At 65.7% G+C, this 16218-nt stretch carries 15 protein-coding genes and 1 tRNA gene; 13 read left to right on the forward strand and 3 right to left on the reverse strand.

What is annotated here, in order from left to right; translation table 11 throughout:
- The first annotated feature begins 50 nt into the window (after positions 1 to 50).
- From scpB to BACI348_RS08545, 7 genes are all read left to right on the forward strand, one after another.
- The gene (gene scpB / locus BACI348_RS08515) at positions 51 to 620 is read left to right on the forward strand and encodes an SMC-Scp complex subunit ScpB (RefSeq protein ID WP_328700008.1); all 570 of its coding nucleotides are present in this window, start codon (positions 51 to 53) and stop codon (positions 618 to 620) included.
- A gap of 113 nt (positions 621 to 733) precedes the next feature.
- The gene (locus BACI348_RS08520) at positions 734 to 1945 is read left to right on the forward strand and encodes a pseudouridine synthase (RefSeq protein ID WP_159824898.1); all 1212 of its coding nucleotides are present in this window, start codon (positions 734 to 736) and stop codon (positions 1943 to 1945) included.
- Between the two features lie 2 nt (positions 1946 to 1947).
- Positions 1948 to 3057, forward strand: coding sequence for a prephenate dehydrogenase (locus BACI348_RS08525; RefSeq protein ID WP_159824900.1), 1110 nt, complete (start codon positions 1948 to 1950; stop codon positions 3055 to 3057).
- Entirely contained in the window at positions 3057 to 3770 is a 714-nt protein-coding gene (cmk, locus tag BACI348_RS08530) for a (d)CMP kinase (protein ID WP_159824902.1), read from the forward strand. Before BACI348_RS08525 ends, cmk begins: the two co-directional genes overlap by 1 nt.
- A 31-nt stretch (positions 3771 to 3801) precedes the next feature.
- Entirely contained in the window at positions 3802 to 4479 is a 678-nt protein-coding gene (locus tag BACI348_RS08535) for a lysophospholipid acyltransferase family protein (protein WP_201298501.1), read from the forward strand.
- Positions 4480 to 4489: 10 nt separating this feature from the next.
- Complete coding sequence (gene der / locus BACI348_RS08540; RefSeq protein WP_159824904.1) at positions 4490 to 6040, forward strand: ribosome biogenesis GTPase Der; 1551 nt, start codon at positions 4490 to 4492, stop codon at positions 6038 to 6040.
- Positions 6041 to 6188: 148 nt separating this feature from the next.
- Positions 6189 to 6265 (forward strand) — tRNA-Pro (locus BACI348_RS08545).
- A 254-nt stretch (positions 6266 to 6519) separates the two neighbouring features.
- Here the strand turns inward: BACI348_RS08545 and BACI348_RS08550 are convergent.
- On the reverse strand, positions 6520 to 6831 hold the full coding sequence (locus BACI348_RS08550) for a hypothetical protein (protein WP_159824906.1): 312 nt from the start codon (positions 6829 to 6831) through the stop codon (positions 6520 to 6522).
- Between the two features lie 397 nt (positions 6832 to 7228).
- A complete protein-coding gene (locus BACI348_RS08555; RefSeq protein WP_159824908.1) occupies positions 7229 to 8098 on the reverse strand; it encodes an Fpg/Nei family DNA glycosylase in 870 nt (289 codons plus the stop codon).
- 163 nt (positions 8099 to 8261) lie between these two features.
- Here BACI348_RS08555 and gcvH point away from each other — a divergent pair, with 163 nt between their 5' ends.
- The 5 genes from gcvH (at position 8262) to BACI348_RS08580 (ending at position 11353) form a co-directional block, all read left to right on the forward strand.
- Positions 8262 to 8648 carry a glycine cleavage system protein GcvH gene (gcvH, locus tag BACI348_RS08560; protein WP_159824910.1) on the forward strand — a complete coding sequence of 129 codons (387 nt, stop codon included), beginning with the start codon at positions 8262 to 8264 and terminating at the stop codon, positions 8646 to 8648.
- Positions 8649 to 8804: 156 nt separating this feature from the next.
- Positions 8805 to 9281, forward strand: a complete 477-nt coding sequence (locus tag BACI348_RS08565; protein WP_159824912.1) for an FHA domain-containing protein — start codon at positions 8805 to 8807, stop codon at positions 9279 to 9281.
- Between the two features lie 23 nt (positions 9282 to 9304).
- A complete protein-coding gene (ftsR, locus tag BACI348_RS08570; protein ID WP_159824914.1) occupies positions 9305 to 10021 on the forward strand; it encodes a transcriptional regulator FtsR in 717 nt (238 codons plus the stop codon).
- Complete coding sequence (locus BACI348_RS08575; protein ID WP_159824916.1) at positions 10021 to 10524, forward strand: bifunctional nuclease family protein; 504 nt, start codon at positions 10021 to 10023, stop codon at positions 10522 to 10524. The genes ftsR and BACI348_RS08575 overlap by 1 nt, the downstream gene beginning before the upstream one ends.
- A gap of 235 nt (positions 10525 to 10759) precedes the next feature.
- Positions 10760 to 11353 carry a MerR family transcriptional regulator gene (locus BACI348_RS08580; protein ID WP_159824918.1) on the forward strand — a complete coding sequence of 198 codons (594 nt, stop codon included), beginning with the start codon at positions 10760 to 10762 and terminating at the stop codon, positions 11351 to 11353.
- Between the two features lie 111 nt (positions 11354 to 11464).
- Here the strand turns inward: BACI348_RS08580 and BACI348_RS08585 are convergent, their stop codons facing one another.
- Positions 11465 to 12283, reverse strand: coding sequence for a ParA family protein (locus tag BACI348_RS08585; RefSeq protein ID WP_159824920.1), 819 nt, complete (start codon positions 12281 to 12283; stop codon positions 11465 to 11467).
- A gap of 302 nt (positions 12284 to 12585) precedes the next feature.
- Between BACI348_RS08585 and BACI348_RS08590 the strand changes: the two genes are divergently transcribed.
- Entirely contained in the window at positions 12586 to 15984 is a 3399-nt protein-coding gene (locus BACI348_RS08590; RefSeq protein ID WP_159824922.1) for a pyruvate carboxylase, read from the forward strand.
- Positions 15985 to 16218 lie beyond the last annotated feature (234 nt).

The raw sequence follows: 16218 nt of genomic DNA on the forward strand, positions 1-16218 counted from the left end.
GCGTCGACGACCTTCCCGGCGGTGCCAAGGCAGCCCTCGAGGCCGTGCTGATGGTCATCGACGAGCCCGCCACCGAGGAAGAGCTGGCTGCCGGGCTGGAACTGACGGTCGATGCGGTGGCCGCCCTGCTGGCAGAACTCCAGCGGGAGTATAACGGCTATACTGTTAACGCCCCGGATATGGATTCAGCCAGCCCAGCTGGTTTCGGCTCCAGCCCCCGGGGTTTTGAATTGCGGAATGTCGCCGGTGGCTGGCGGATCTACTCCCGCGCAGAATTCGCCCACATCGTGGGCAAATATGTGTTGGAAGGGCAGACGGCCAGGCTCACCCAGGCCGCCCTGGAAACGCTCGCGGTGATCGCTTACCGCCAGCCCGTCTCCAGGGCCAGGGTGTCCGCAATCAGGGGAGTCAATGTTGACTCCGTCGTACGGACGCTCGCCCAGCGCGCGCTGATAGAGGACTCGGGAACGGATCCCGAGTCCGGCGCCATCCTCTACCGGACTACTTCATACTTCCTTGAACGGATGGGAATCAGTTCAGTGGCCGAGCTGCCGCAGCTGTCCCCGCACCTCCCGGGGCTGGACGGGATCGCGGAGTTCTACGACGCCGAAAGAACGTAGGCAGGGGAACATCCCTGGCTGCAGCACGAGTTTTTACCAGGCAGACTATTTCTGCATGGCTGGCTAGGGTTGTCTTTGGACACCTTGCCGGCCAACATATCGAAGGACGGGTCATGACACAGGCGGGACGCCAGGGTTCACCACGTAACAGTTCGGGACGCAACAGCTCCGGACACAACAGCACGCCGGGACGCAACGCCTCCCAGGGCGGCAACTCAGCCGGCGGCTTCCGCGGCGGTTCAGCCAAGCGCGGCGCCGGGTTCGGCAGCGAGCGGCCGCACCGCGCACCCAAGCCCCGCGAGGAGCGCTTCATCGATCCGGATGAGGCTGCTGGCGGCGCCCAGCCGGCCCGCGGAGCAGCGGATCCGAAATCGGCGAAACCTTCTTCGCGTAAGCCTGCCGCGCGCAAGCCCGGGGCCAGGAAAGCGCCCGGTACGCCCGGGGCACCCAAGCAGAAGCCGCGTACGGGCGCTCCCGGAGCAGCCGCTTCCCGCGCCTTCGGCAGCGAACGCTTCGGCCAGAACCTGGGTCCGATCCGCCGGCCCTCACGCAAGAAGGGCCCGCGCGGGGACGTCCCCCAGTCAGAACTCCATGACGCCGACGGCGTGCGCCTGCAGAAGGTCATGGCGTCCGCCGGCGTGGCCTCGCGGCGCGTCTGCGAAGAGATGATTGCCGAAGGCCGGGTGGAAGTGGACGGCCAGGTGGTCACCGAGCTCGGCGTCCGCATCGATCCGAAAACCGCCGTTATCCACGTGGACGGCATCCGGATCCAGCTGGACGAAAACATGGTCTACATGGTGTTTAACAAGCCCAAGGGCGTTGTCTCCACCATGGAGGATCCCGAGGGCCGTCCCTGCATCAGCGACTTCCTCCGGAACCAGCACGGCGAACGGCTCTTCCACGTGGGTCGGCTCGACGTCGCCACCGAGGGGCTGCTGCTGCTGACGAACGACGGCGAGCTGGCCAACCGCCTGACCCACCCGTCGTACGAGGTCCCCAAGACCTACCTGGTCCAGGTCCGCGGCCCGTTCCCGCAGGGGATCGGCGCCCAGCTCAAGCAGGGCGTGGAACTGGAGGACGGCTTTGCATCCGTTGACTCCTTCCGGCTGGTGGACTCCACCCCAGGCCACGTGCTGATCGAAGTGGTGCTGCACTCCGGCAAGAACCGTATTGTCCGCCGCCTCTTCGACGCCGTCGGATTCCCCGTCCTGCGGCTCGTCCGCGTCAAGGTGGGACCCATCGGCCTGGGCGACCAGCGCCAGGGAAGCATCCGCAACCTTGGCAAGCAGGAAGTCGGCCACTTGCTGGCATCCGTAGGACTCTGACCATGTCGGCTTTCCACAGCCACGGCCGCGGGCACCTCAATGGTCCGGTAGTGGTCCTGGGCACGGGGCTGCTGGGGACCAGCATCGGCCTGGGCCTGCGCGGGCGCGGTGTGCCGGTGTACCTCTCCGATCCCTCGCCCACCAACCAGGCGGTTGCCGTGGACATCGGGGCAGGGCAGCCACTGGCCGGGCTGGCAGGTGACGCGCCGCAGCTGGTGGTTGTTGCCGCCCCGCCGGATGTCACGGCCGATGTTGTGGCGAAAGCGCTGGCTGACTACCCGGAATCGGTTGTGGTGGACATCGCCAGCGTTAAGGCACAGATTCTTTCGGCGCTGCGCAGCCGCGGCGTTGACCTGTCACGCTATGTGGGCACCCACCCCATGGCCGGCCGGGAGAAATCCGGCCCGGTTGCTGCCCGCGGCGAGCTCTTCACCTCCATGCCCTGGGTGGTGTGCCCGTCGGAGGAAACCTCCGCTACCGCCCTCCAGGTAGCCCGTTCGCTGGCCACCGACCTGGGGGCAGTGGTTTCCCAGTTCACGGCCGATGAGCACGATGAAGCCGTGGCGCTGGTCTCGCACCTGCCCCAGGTGATGTCGTCGCTGCTGGCAAGCCGGCTGCAGGGCACACCCCTGCACGCGTTGTCGCTGGCGGGCAACGGCCTGCGGGACGTCACCCGGATCGCGGCCAGCGACCCCACCCTGTGGGTGCAGATCCTGGGCGGCAACGCAGCGAAGGTGGTGGAGATCCTTTACGGCGTTCGGGAGGACCTCAACCGTCTGATCGGAACCCTGGAACAGCCCGCTGCCCCCGGCGCACGCCTGGATCTCGCACAGCTGATCAGCGAAGGCAACGCCGGGCAGGCGCGGATCCCGGGCAAGCATGGCGGCCCGCCACAGGCCTATTCATGGTTGACCGTCCTGGTGGATGACAAGCCGGGCCAGATCGCGCTGCTCCTGACCGAGATCGGTGAAATCGGCGTCAACGTGGAGGACTTGCGGCTGGACCATTCGTCCGGGCAGAACGTGGGCATGGTGGAATTGTCAGTGTTGCCCAGTAAGCATGACCACCTGATCGAAGCACTCAACGACCGCGGATGGCGGGTACTTCAGTAATGACACAGGAACTTCTTGACACCCTGCCTGCGCTCCGCATCGGCAGGCCGCTGGTGGTTGCCATCGACGGGCCGTCAGGCTCGGGCAAGTCCAGCGTCAGCAAGGAAGTGGCCCGCCGGCTGCGCCTGGCCTACCTGGACACGGGCGCGATGTACCGTGCCCTTACCTGGTACTGCGTCAGCAGGGGCATCGACCTGGAAGACGCCGCCTCGGTGGAGCAGGCTTCCCGCGATCTCGTCCTTGACCTCAGCACCAGCCCCAACGAGGAATACGTCCGGGTGGACGGAGCCGACGTCACGGACGCCATCCGCGAACCCGCCATCTCCTCGGCCGTCAGCGCGGTGGCCACCACGCTCGGCGCGCGGACGGAACTCATCCGGCGGCAGCGGGCCCTGATTGAAAAGCATCACCGGCGCATGGTAGTGGAAGGCAGGGACATCACTACCGTCGTCGCGCCCGGTGCAGAGGTGCGGATGCTGCTGACGGCCAGCGAGGAAGCCCGGCTTCGCCGCCGCGGCATCCAGCTCGGCGGTACGCAGAACGCCGAACAGCTGGCCGCGCAGGTAACCCACCGCGACGCGAAGGATTCCACGGTGGTCAACTTCACCCAGGCCGCCTCGGGCGTGGTAACCCTGGATTCCTCGGACCTGGACTTCGACCAGACCGTTGCGGCCGCCCTGGTGATCGTGACAAAGGTGCTGAACCGTGACTGAGGTCAGTCCGGAGGTTCCTTCCGGCTGGACCATGTCCTGGAGCAGGCCCGTGGGCTGGATCCTGGACCACCTGGTCTACCGGACCTCGGTCACCGGGCGGGCCAACGTCCCCACCGGCGGCCCGGTGATTTTTGCCGCCAACCACATCAGCTTCCTGGACGGGCCCGTGATGTTCGGGGCCTCACCGCGGCCCATGCACATCCTGGTAAAACAGGAGATGTTCACCGGGTTCCTCGGCCGGGTCCTCACCGCTTCGGGGCAGCTGCCCGTGGACCGTTCCGGAGACCGCGCCGCGTTGCAGCGCTGCAGGAAAGTGCTCGACGCCGGCCGTTGCGTCGGGATTCTCCCTGAAGGTACGCGGGGGAGCGGCGCCGCGGAAGACATCAACGGCGGCGTTGCCTGGCTGGCCCTGAACTCCGGAGCGCCAGTGGTCCCGGTCGCGATCCTGGGCACCCGCAAGGGCGACGAACACCTCGATTCGGTACCACGGCCGGGCAGGCGGTTCCATGTCAGCTTCGGGAACGCGCTGACTTTGACCCGCCGGGCCGGCGAAAGCGGCCGTGCTTCAATGGACAGGGCGGCGCTGGAGATCCGTGCCGCACTGTCAGGGCACGTGCAGGATTCCATTCAGCTCACCGGGCAGCCACTGCCGGCGGCACACAACCCACGAACACCAGCAGTAGCCGGGACGCCGGCAGATGACCACTAAGGACAGTGCAATGAGCGACACCACGCAGACCTCCGGCCACCCAGGCGCCGGCGACGACGAGTACACCCCCACTGGCACCGACCAGGTGGCCGAGCGGCTTGCCGCGATTGACGACGAGGAAGCGGAGCTCCGGGCTGCTTCCCTCCGGGCGGGCTTGGAGGACTACGACCTCGACGAGGACGACGCCGCGCTGCTCAGCGGCGAATTCGGTGACGAGGACTACGACGGTCCCGTCAAACTGGATCCCGTGCTGGCCATCATCGGCCGCCCCAACGTGGGCAAGTCCACGCTGGTCAACCGCATCCTGGGCCGCCGTGAAGCGGTGGTCGAGGACACCCCCGGTGTCACCCGCGACCGCGTGATGTACTCGGCCCACTGGAACGGCCGCAACTTTACCCTCGTGGACACCGGCGGCTGGGAACACGATGCCCGCGGCATCCACGCCCGGGTGGCGGAGCAGGCCGAAATGGCCGTGGAGCTGGCGGACGCAGTCCTCTTCGTCGTCGACTCCGCCGTGGGCGCCACCGCCACCGACGAAGGCGTGATGAAGATGCTGCGCCGCAGCAAGAAGCCCGTCATCATGGTGGCCAACAAGGTTGACGACTTCGCGCAGGAGGCCGATTCCGCAGCTCTCTGGGGCCTGGGCTTCGGGGAGCCGTACCCGGTATCTGCGCTGCACGGCCGCGGTGTGGCCGACCTCCTGGACCACGTGATGGACGTCCTTCCCGAATTCTCCACAATCGAAGGACTGGAGCGATCCGGCGGTCCCCGCCGCATCGCCCTGATCGGCCGTCCCAACGTGGGCAAGTCCTCACTCCTGAACAAACTCGCCGGCACGGAGCGGGTAGTGGTGGACAACACCGCCGGCACCACCCGCGACCCCGTGGACGAATTCATCGAACTCGGCGGCCGCACGTGGCGGTTCGTGGACACCGCGGGCATCCGGCGCCGCCAGCACATGGCCCAGGGCGCGGACTTCTACGCCTCCCTGCGGACCCAATCCGCGCTCGAAAAGGCGGAGGTCGCCGTCGTGCTTCTCGCCGTGGACGAGGTCCTCAGCGAGCAGGATGTCCGGATCCTGCAGCTGGCCATCGAGTCAGGCCGCGCCCTGGTGCTCGCCTTTAACAAGTGGGACCTGCTCGACGACGAACGCCGTTCCTACCTGGAGAAGGAAATCGAGCGGGACCTTGCCCACGTGGCGTGGGCTCCCCGCGTGAACATCTCGGCCAAGACCGGATGGCACAAGGACCGCCTCGTTCCGGCCCTGGACGTGGCGCTGGAAAGCTGGGACAAGCGCATCGCCACCGGACGCCTGAACGCCTTCCTCGGCGAGCTCGTCGCGGCCCACCCGCACCCGGTCCGCGGCGGAAAGCAGCCCCGCATCCTCTTTGGCACCCAGGCCTCCAGCCGGCCGCCGAAGTTCGTACTGTTCACCACCGGCTTCCTGGACCCCGGATACCGGCGGTTCATCACCCGCCGGCTGCGGGAAACGTTCGGCTTCGAGGGCACACCCATCGAGGTCAGCATGCGTGTGCGGGAAAAGCGGGGCAAGAAGCGTTAATTACGACACACCAGAGGCCGGAAACCCGGAAAGTGTCACTGGCACCCTCCGGAATCGTGTAAGCTCTTCTAGGTGGTTCGGCCGGACTGCTGGTGGAAATCCCCGGGTAAGCCCGCGGATGAAGCGCAGCGGAGAACGGCAGAACTGACGGGCTGTAGCGCAGCTTGGTAGCGCACTTGACTGGGGGTCAAGGGGTCGCAGGTTCAAATCCTGTCAGCCCGACCAAAGAAGTGGAAGCACCGGAGAAATCCGGTGCTTCCACTTTTTTGTTTGGCTTTTGGTCAGTCCTGGCTTCGCACCCCGTTCCGGACACAACACCCTGGCGTTCGCAGTGGATTTGTCCGGATGAGGGTGTCCGTCGGGAAATGTGCCCCCAGCCCAATTCTTGCCAGCGCCCGGCCGACAGTTTTACCGGGCGCTGCCAAGACGGTTCATCAGCCCCTCCGTGGAGGCGTTGCGGGCACTCGCACGTTTCCGAATCAGTACCACCGGATGGTTATGAGGCGGCAGTTGTTCCAGTAGTCGTTCCTCCGGTCGTAGTCGCGCCATTCGTGTGAGCGGCCACGATCATCGAAACAGACATAAATCCTGTAATAACCGTGGTGGTAGGAGCTACGGCCGTCACCGCGGTCTTTGTAGTCATCGTGGCCTTTATTCTTTTCGTGATTGTCATACGACTTGTGGCTATCTCTGTAGTCGTTGTCGTTGGCAAAAGCGGCACCGGCTGATCCACTGAAGATCAGGCCCGTGGCAAGGGCAGTGGAGCCGAGGATGCGGGATAGCTTGTTCATTGCAATTCCTATCGTGCATTTACTACTGAATGCCGCAGGAAGGAGAGCAGGCAGAGTGGCACTGGCCGTCATTGGGCGTTGTCCACGCCGTCGTCGACTCGCCTGTCTGCGGATTGCCTCTCAAGTCGGGTGGGCGCACCGGAGGCGCCTTGCTTGAGGGTGCGGATGCCCGTCGGATGAAGCTTGATCAATCCCGGGGAACTTCACCTGAGGGGTTCTTGTGCGTGATTGCCTGAACACACGGGAAAGGCCCAGATTGGCACTGTGTGTAGTCAGTGAGCGCCTGTGTCTGGACCCTCATGCAATCAGTTTCCGTCCGCCCGATGTGGTTGTTGGGAGGGGACGTGTCACTCACGATACACGCCGTATTTCCGCGCTGTGAAGGGCCAGCGATACCCTATTTGAGGAACTTCGATGTCCTGCGGTCGGCGAGGATCTTGCCCTTCGTCTGGCAGGTGGGACAGTACTGCAACGCCGTGTCGGCGAAGGACACCTCGCGGACTGTGTCTCCGCACACGGGACACGGCTGTCCGGTCCGGGCGTGGACGCGCATGTGGCTCCGTTTGACGTCCTTCAGGTCCTTGGGAGGCTTGCCGCGGGCCTCTGCCAGGGCGGTTCCCAGCACGGTGTGGATGGAGTCGTAAAGGACCTGGACTGTTTCGCGGTCCAGCGACTTGGCCGTGGCAAAGGGGGAGATCCGCGCGGCGTGCAGGATTTCGTCACTGTACGCGTTGCCGATTCCGGCGATCACGCTCTGGCTCCGCAGCAACCCCTTGATCTGTTGCGAACTGCCGGCGAGGATCTCCGCCAGCATTCCGGCGTCGAACGCCTCAGTGAAGGGGTCCGGACCAAGCGTGGCGATGCCCGGCACCTCCTGCGGATCCCGCACCACGTAAACCGCCAGGCTCTTTTTGGTTCCCGCTTCGGTGAGGTCGATGCCGCGGGGCCCGCCGGGGCCCTGGAAGGTGAAGCGGGCGGCGATGTGGCCCTTGCCCATCCGCAACTGCGCATCCGTGGGGGAGTCCGTGAAGCGGACCCAACCGGCCCGTGCCAGGTGGAAGACCAGCGAAATCCCGCCGGTGTCGATGCTGACGAACTTGCCGAAGCGCCGCACGCCGGTCACAGTCCTGCCCTCAAGGGCGTTGAACGGCGGATCGGCTGTCTTCAGCACGGCGAAGGAAACGATCTGCACCTTGGTCACCGAGGTTCCCTGCAGGTGCTCGTCAAGAAATTCAGCCAGGCCGGCCACCTCGGGGAGTTCAGGCATGGCTTATCCTGCGGCTTCCGGGGGTCCGGCAACGCTGCGTGCGCTCATGCGTCCCATCTTGTCAGAATCCCCGGCGAAGGCCCCGGCACTTATGCCTATACTTTCAGCGGCGGCCCGTTCGGGCCCCGTTGACGTTGGTGTTCGACCCGATGAAAGGCCCCTGATGAGCAACATTCCCGAAGACCTGTCCTACACCGCCGAACACGAGTGGGTTTCTGCTCCCAGCGCCGACGGCGTGGTGCGGGTGGGCATCACCGACTTCGCCCAGGACGCGCTAGGGGACGTTGTTTACGCCCAGATGCCCGAAGTTGGCACAAAGATTACGGCGAACGAAGTGGTGGGTGAGGTTGAGTCCACCAAGAGCGTAAGTGACATCTACGCTCCGGTCAGCGGCGAAGTTGTGGCCCGTAATGACTCCCTGGACACTGATTCGGCCCTGATCAACACCGATCCCTACGGCGACGGCTGGCTCATCGAGATCAAACTTGCCGAACCGGACGCCGTCGAGTCGTTGCTCAGTGCATCCGAGTACGAACAACAGGTAGGCTAAAAGCTAACCGGTACATCCGGTTCGGCCAGGCGTGAAGGCGGGACGTCTTCGCACGTCAGCGGCCGGATCGGGAGCCGGTTCCGGACCTGCGGGGCAGGCCGGGAGGGCAAAACGTTAACTGCCGGCTCAGAGCCGGATTGGGAAGAGGAGGAATCCATGGCTGGCCACACAAACAACCCTGCCGATGGGGAATACGGCAATGGTGCGGCTAGGGCGTCGGAGACCACCTCGATCCATCTCACCCCGGTTACCGATGAGCCCACCATCGCGCCCAAGCTGTCCTCCGAAGAGCGTAACTCCGTGGAGGCACTGCCGGCCGGATCCGCGCTCCTCGTTGCGCACAGCGGCCCGAACGCCGGTGCCCGCTTCCTGCTCGACTCCGACGTCACCACCGCCGGCCGCCACCCCGACGCCGACATCTTCCTCGATGACGTGACCGTCTCCCGCCGCCACGTGGAATTCCGCCGCACTGCCCGGAGCTTCGAAGTGGTGGACAAAAACAGCCTGAACGGTACCTATGTCAACCACGACCGGGTGGACAGTGTGGAACTCAAGTCCGGCAGTGAAGTCCAGATCGGCAAGTTCCGCCTCACCTTCTACCTGAGCCCTGCCAGCGTTGCAGGCCGCGGCTGATCCGGGGACCGCTGCCTGTGGCAATGGCACAGCCGGAACGCCGGGGACCCCAGGTCCTGAACATCGGCGAAGTCCTCGCCCAGCTCAGCGGCGACTTCCCGGGCATGACCGCGTCGAAAATCCGGTTCCTTGAGGAAAAGGGGCTGATCAATCCCCGGCGCACCCCCGCGGGCTACCGGCAGTATTCCGACGGCGATGTGGAGCGTCTGCGGTTCGTCCTGGCTTTACAGCGGGACCAGTACCTGCCCCTGAAGGTCATTAAGGACTACCTTGACGCCATCGATCGGGGAGAACGTCCGGAGAACCTGCCGCCCGGCGTCGTGGTTTCCCCCCGGGTCGTGTCCGACGAACTGGCGGCGGAACTGCAGAGCCGGGGGCGCAAGCTCACCGAGGAGCAGCTCCGCACGGAATCCGGTGCCAGCGTCCCACTGCTCCAGTCCCTGCTCAGCTTTGGCCTGATCAGCCACTCCAACGGACAGTTTGACGAGCATGCCCTCCAGGTGGCCCGGGCCTGCGTGCAGCTGGAGAGCCACGGGCTCGAGCCGCGGCACCTCCGTCCCTTCCAGGCAGCTGCCGAGCGGGAGTTCGGGCTGGTGGAACGTGCAGTGGCGCCGCTTGCCTCACGCAAGGACGCCGCGTCCCAGGCGCGCGCGGCGGAGGCTGCCCGCGAGATCAGCGACCTCTGCCTCACCCTGCACCGGGCTCTGGTGCAGGACCATATCTCACGCATGGACATCTGATGATTGAAGTCGAGATTGTAGGCGTTCGGATCGAACTGCCCTCCAACCAGCCGCTGGTCCTTCTGCGGGAGATGCATGGCGAACGGCACGTGCCCATCTGGATCGGGACGCCGGAGGCCAGCGCCATCGCCCTCGCCCAGCAGGGGGTTGTTCCGCCCAGGCCCATGACGCACGACCTCCTCGTGGACGTCGTCGAATCGCTGGGCCACTCAGTGGTCAGCGTTAACATCGTGGCGGTGGAGGACAACATCTTCTACGGCCAGCTCCAGTTTGAGAACGGCACCACCGTCAGCTCCCGGGCATCCGATGCCCTTGCCATCGCGCTGCGCGCCAAGTGCCGCATCTGGTGTGCGGACTCGGTGATGGAGGAAGCCGGGGTCAGGATCACAGAGCACGATGAGGGGGAAGACGCAGAACCCGGCCCCACCGTGGACGAAGAACGCGAGCTGCGCCGGTTCCGCGAGTTCCTGGACGACGTGGAGCCCGAGGATTTCGACGGCTAAGATCACGTTAAGGTTAAAGTTCAGGCTGAAAGTTTCGACACGCCTCTTTGAACCGGCCAACGTCTTTGACCTTGGGTCCCTGCAGGCCTAACGTCGAAGTATCAAGTTCCCATTGCTTACGGCAGCCGCGCAAGTCACACTGGAAGGTGCGCCCCGCGGAAATTACAGGCATGGTCTTCGTACCTGTTCCTGCCTTTGCAGCGTTTCCGGGGGGCTTATGACAAGGAGGATCCAGGTGAGTCCCAAAGGCGAAGCAGGCGGGCTGAAGCAGCCCATTGGTGGTGTTGCTGTGCCCGCGAGCGGCGCCCAGGGACTCCTGTTCACTGAGGACCTTCCCGTCCTGGATGAGGATGCCGGCTACCGGGGTCCCACCGCTTGCAAAGCCGCCGGCATCACCTACCGACAGCTGGACTACTGGGCCCGCACCGGCCTGGTTGAACCGGCTGTCCGTGGTGCGGCCGGCTCAGGCTCCCAGCGCCTGTACGGTTTCCGCGACATCCTGGTGCTGAAGGTGGTCAAGCGACTCCTGGACACCGGCGTCTCGCTGCAGCAGATCCGTACCGCCGTGGAACACCTGCGTGAGCGCGGCGTGGAAGACCTCGCCCAGATCACCCTGATGAGCGACGGCGCCAGCGTCTACGAGTGCACTTCTGCGGATGAGGTCATCGACCTCGTGCAGGGCGGCCAGGGCGTGTTCGGCATTGCCGTGGGCCGGGTCTGGCGCGAAGTGGAAGGCAGCCTCGCGTCGCTCCCGAGCGAACACGCTGCAGAACAGTCCTTCCCCGACGACGAACTGAGCAAGCGCCGGGCAGCCCGCAAAATCAGCTGACATTCAAAAGGCCGCTCTCCTTGTTGGGAGAGCGGCCTTTTGCTGTCTGAGGTGTCCGGCTTGCCGGGGTGGGGCCGGCCTGCCGGGCGTTGACCGGTTGGCGTGCCAGGTCTACCGGGCGCGGCTGCGCAGCCCGCTGCCCACTGCCATGAGATTGGCCAGCAGGTCATCGAACAGTGCGGCGGCGGACTTCGCGGAGTCGCCCGGCCAGTGGTGCACGGGGTGGGCGGCGCCCTGGATCTGCTGCCAGTTCGCCTGCTCCGGGATCCTTGGGCTCAGGAGGAGCTCGCCGAACATCGATTCCATTTCGGCCAGCCGGTAGCTGTGCTCCGAGGAACCCGACCGCACCCGGTTGGCGATGATGCCCGCCGGTGACAGGTTGGGTGCGAATTCCTGCCGGAAGAGCTGGATGGCCCGCATGGTGCGCTCGGTGCCGGCAACCGAGAACAGACCGGGCTCGGCGACAAGAGCCACCTTGTCGCTGGCCGACCACGCCATCCGCGTGAGCCCGTTGAGTGAGGGCGGGCAGTCCACCAGGACCAGTTGGTAGTCATCGGCGCCGGCCAATACTGTGGACAGCCGGCGAAGGTCGCGGCGGCTGAGGTCCGGACGGTCGTAGATTCCGGTGTAGGCAGAGCCGACGGCGACATCCAGGTGTGTGGGGCCCGAACCGTTGGAATGGGCGAGGGCCGTCCAGCTGCTGCCCACCACGTTGTCCGCCAGCCTGGCACGGCGGGGGTTCTTGAGCATCCTGCCGATATCCAGCTGGTCACCTGCCTGGACCCCCAAAGCGGTGGTCGCGTCCGCGTGGGGATCAAGGTCCACCACCAGCGTCCGGACGCCTGCGGCAAGCGCGGCAGAGGCCAATCCTGTGGTGACGGAAGTCTTGCCGACTCCACCCTTGAGGCTGCTGATGCTGACTACTTGCACTTGAGAGACCAAAACCTAACGCCGGATGCCGTGTTGGGGGTAATGTTTGCTCCGGCAGCGCCGAAGCCGGACGGTCCTGCCGCCCTACTCATCATATGTGGATGCGTCGGCGAATCCTGCTTTATCGGGCGTCGGCATGGCACCGACTGTGCTGCTGCGGGCGGTTTCCGCCTGGCCTGGCGAAAGGGTTCGGGACATGACGGGGAAATCTGTGATGGTGGCCACAAAGATTTGTGTTTGTCCTTGCAGGTCCTAGACACTGTGACCACTCACCGATCCACCCGCAATGATGCAGGAGAAGTATGTTTTCCAAAGTTCTGGTGGCCAACCGCGGCGAAATCGCGATCAGGGCCTTCCGCGCCGGCTACGAGCTGGGCGCAAAGACCGTTGCCGTTTTCCCCCAGGAGGACAGGAACTCGATCCACCGTCAGAAGGCGGACGAGGCCTATCTGATTGGCGAAGAGGGCCACCCCGTCCGCGCCTACCTGGACGTGGCCGAAGTAGTGCGGGTGGCCAAGGAATCAGGAGCGGACGCCATCTACCCCGGATACGGGTTCCTCTCGGAAAACCCGGACCTGGCCCGGGCGGCCAAGGACGCCGGCATCACCTTTGTTGGCCCGCCCGCCGAGGTGCTGGAACTTGCCGGCAACAAGGTGGCGGCACTGAAGGCCGCCCGTGACGCCGGCGTTCCGGTCCTGAAGTCCAGCGCTCCGTCCAAGGACCTCGACGAACTCCTTGCAGCCGCGGACGAAATCGGTTTCCCCATTTTCGCCAAGGCCGTGGCCGGCGGCGGCGGGCGCGGCATGCGCCGGGTGGACACCCGCGAAGCCCTGCCTGAGGCCCTGCAGTCCGCCATGCGCGAAGCTGATGCAGCCTTCGGTGACCCCACCATGTTCCTCGAACAGGCTGTGCTGCGCCCGCGGCACATCGAAGTGCAGATCCTCGCCGACGCCGAGGGCAACGTGATGCACCTCTTCGAACGCGACTGCTCCATTCAGCGGCGCCACCAGAAGGTCATCGAGATTGCACCCGCGCCCAACTTGGACGAGGGCATCCGGCAGGCCCTCTACCGGGACGCCGTCAAGTTCGCCAAGGCCCTGAACTACGTCAATGCCGGCACGGTGGAGTTCCTCGTGGACACCGTGGGTGAGCGCGCAGGCCAGCACGTCTTCATCGAGATGAACCCCCGCATCCAGGTGGAGCACACCGTTACGGAAGAGGTCACCGACGTCGACCTCGTCCAGGCGCAGATGCGCATCGCCGCCGGCGAGACCCTGGCTGACCTGGGCCTCTCACAGGACACCGTCAGACTGCGCGGAGCCGCACTGCAGAGCCGTATCACCACAGAAGACCCGGCCAACGGCTTCCGCCCCGATGTCGGAAAGATCACCGGTTACCGTTCCGCCGGCGGCGCCGGTGTAAGGCTCGACGGCGGAACCGTTTACTCGGGTGCCGAAATCAGCCCGCACTTCGACTCGATGCTGGTCAAGCTCACCTGCCGCGGCAGGGATTACCCGGCCGCCGTCGCCCGCGCCCGCCGCGCCCTGGCGGAGTTCCGCATCCGCGGCGTCTCCACCAACATCAGCTTCCTGCAGGCGGTGCTTGACGATCCCGACTTCGTCGCCGGCAACGTTGCCACGTCCTTCATCGACGAGCGTCCCGAGCTGCTCAAGGCCCGGGTCTCCGCAGACCGCGGCACCAAGCTTCTCACCTGGCTGGCGGATGTGACCGTCAACAAGCCCAACGGCGAGCTGACCGTCCACTCGGACCCCGCCGCAAAGCTTCCGTCCGTCAAGGACAAGCAGGCGCTGCCGGGCTCACGGCAGAAACTCCTGGAGCTGGGACCGGAAGGCTTCGCCAAGGCACTTCGCGAGCAGACCGCAGTGGCCGTCACGGACACAACCTTCCGCGACGCGCACCAGTCGCTGCTTGCCACCCGGGTCCGCACCCGCGACCTCGTCGCCGCCGGCCCCGCCGTCAGCGCGCTGACCCCGGAGCTATTGTCTGTTGAAGCCTGGGGCGGCGCCACGTATGACGTTGCCCTGCGGTTCCTGGGCGAAGACCCTTGGGACCGGCTCGGCGCCCTGCGCACGGCACTGCCGAACGTCTGCCTGCAGATGCTCCTCCGGGGCCGCAACACCGTGGGGTACACGCCCTACCCCGAAGAGGTCACGGAAGCCTTCGTCAACGAAGCTGCGGCAACCGGCATCGACATTTTCAGGATCTTCGACGCGTTGAACGACGTCAGCCAGATGGCGCCGGCCATCCGCGCCGTACGTGCCACCGGCACCGCCGTCGCCGAGGTGGCCCTGTGCTACACCGGCGACCTCCTGGATCCGGCCGAGAAGCTTTACACGCTGGATTACTACCTGGAACTCGCGCAGAAGATCGTTGACGCCGGCGCCCACATCCTGGCCATCAAGGACATGGCGGGCCTGCTCCGTCCCGCCGCGGGAGCGAAACTGGTTTCGGCGCTCCGGGAACGCTTCGACTTGCCCGTCCACCTGCACACCCACGACACCGCAGGCGGCCAGCTGGCTACCTTGCTGGCAGCCGTGGACGCAGGCGTGGACGCCGTGGATGTGGCCTCCGCGTCCCTGGCCGGAACTACCAGCCAGGTATCGGCGTCGGCCCTGGTGGCAGCCCTGGCGCACACGCCTCGCGACACAGGCCTCAGCCTGGACGCCGTCAGCTCGCTGGAGCCGTACTGGGAAGCCGTCCGCCGCGTGTACGCGCCGTTCGAATCGGGACTGCCCGGCCCCACCGGACGTGTGTACAAGCACGAGATCCCCGGCGGCCAGCTCTCGAACCTCCGCCAGCAGGCCATGGCCCTCGGCCTGGGGGAGCGCTTTGAAGCGATCGAGGACATGTACACCGCCGCGGACCGCATCCTGGGCCACCTGGTCAAGGTCACGCCGTCCTCGAAGGTGGTGGGCGACCTCGCCCTGCACCTGGTGGGCCTCAACGCCGACCCCGCAGACTTCAACGAGAACCCGCAGAACTATGACATCCCGGACTCCGTCATCGGATTCCTGTCCGGCGAACTCGGCGATCCTCCGGGAGGCTGGCCTGAGCCGTTCCGCACCAAAGCCCTGCAGGGCCGGAGCGTGAAGGTCCGGGACGTGGAGCTCAGCGCCGAAGACAGTGCTGCTCTGAAGTCCGAGTCGAAGACCCGCCAGCACACCCTGAACAGGCTGCTCTTCGACGGACCCACCAAGGACTACCTCAAGAGCGTCGAAACCTACGGCAACCTCTCCGTGCTGGATACCCGCGACTACCTTTACGGCCTCCAGCGCGGCCAGGAGCACGAGATCCAGCTGGAGAAGGGCGTGCGCTTGATCGCGTCCCTCGAAGCCGTGTCCGACCCCGACGAAAAGGGCATGCGCACCGTGATGTGCACCCTGAACGGCCAGTCCCGCCCAGTGGTGGTCCGCGACCGTTCCGTGGTCAGCAACGTCAAGGCAGCCGAGAAGGCGGATCCCGCCCAGCCGGGGCACGTCGCAGCACCGTTCGCCGGTGCCGTGACGGTCACGGTCAAGGCCGGCGACGAAGTCAACGCGGGCGACACTGTGGCCACCATCGAGGCGATGAAGATGGAGGCATCCATCACGACGCCGGTAGCCGGCAAGGTATCCCGCCTGGCCATCTCCGCGGTGGAGCAGGTCCAGGGTGGAGATCTGCTGCTGGTCATCGAGCAGTAAGCAGCAACAGCACAACCACCGACGAAATGAAGGGCCGCTCCTGGTTGGGAGCGGCCCTTCTCCCGTTCCACGGGAGCAAGCTCGAGTGACGGCAGGCTTGGTTTGGAACTTGGTACAGGCGGGCCGCGGTCCGGCAGCGTGCGTAAAAGGGGCCCCGCGCCCCTGCTCGCCGCGAAGCGGCTTGAGCCGGGCGCGGGGAATAGCACGCAGAGGACCGGGGCCCGCCGGGCCGGG

The organism is Arthrobacter sp. 9AX (genome assembly GCF_902506095.1).
GTDB lineage: Bacteria > Actinomycetota > Actinomycetes > Actinomycetales > Micrococcaceae > Arthrobacter.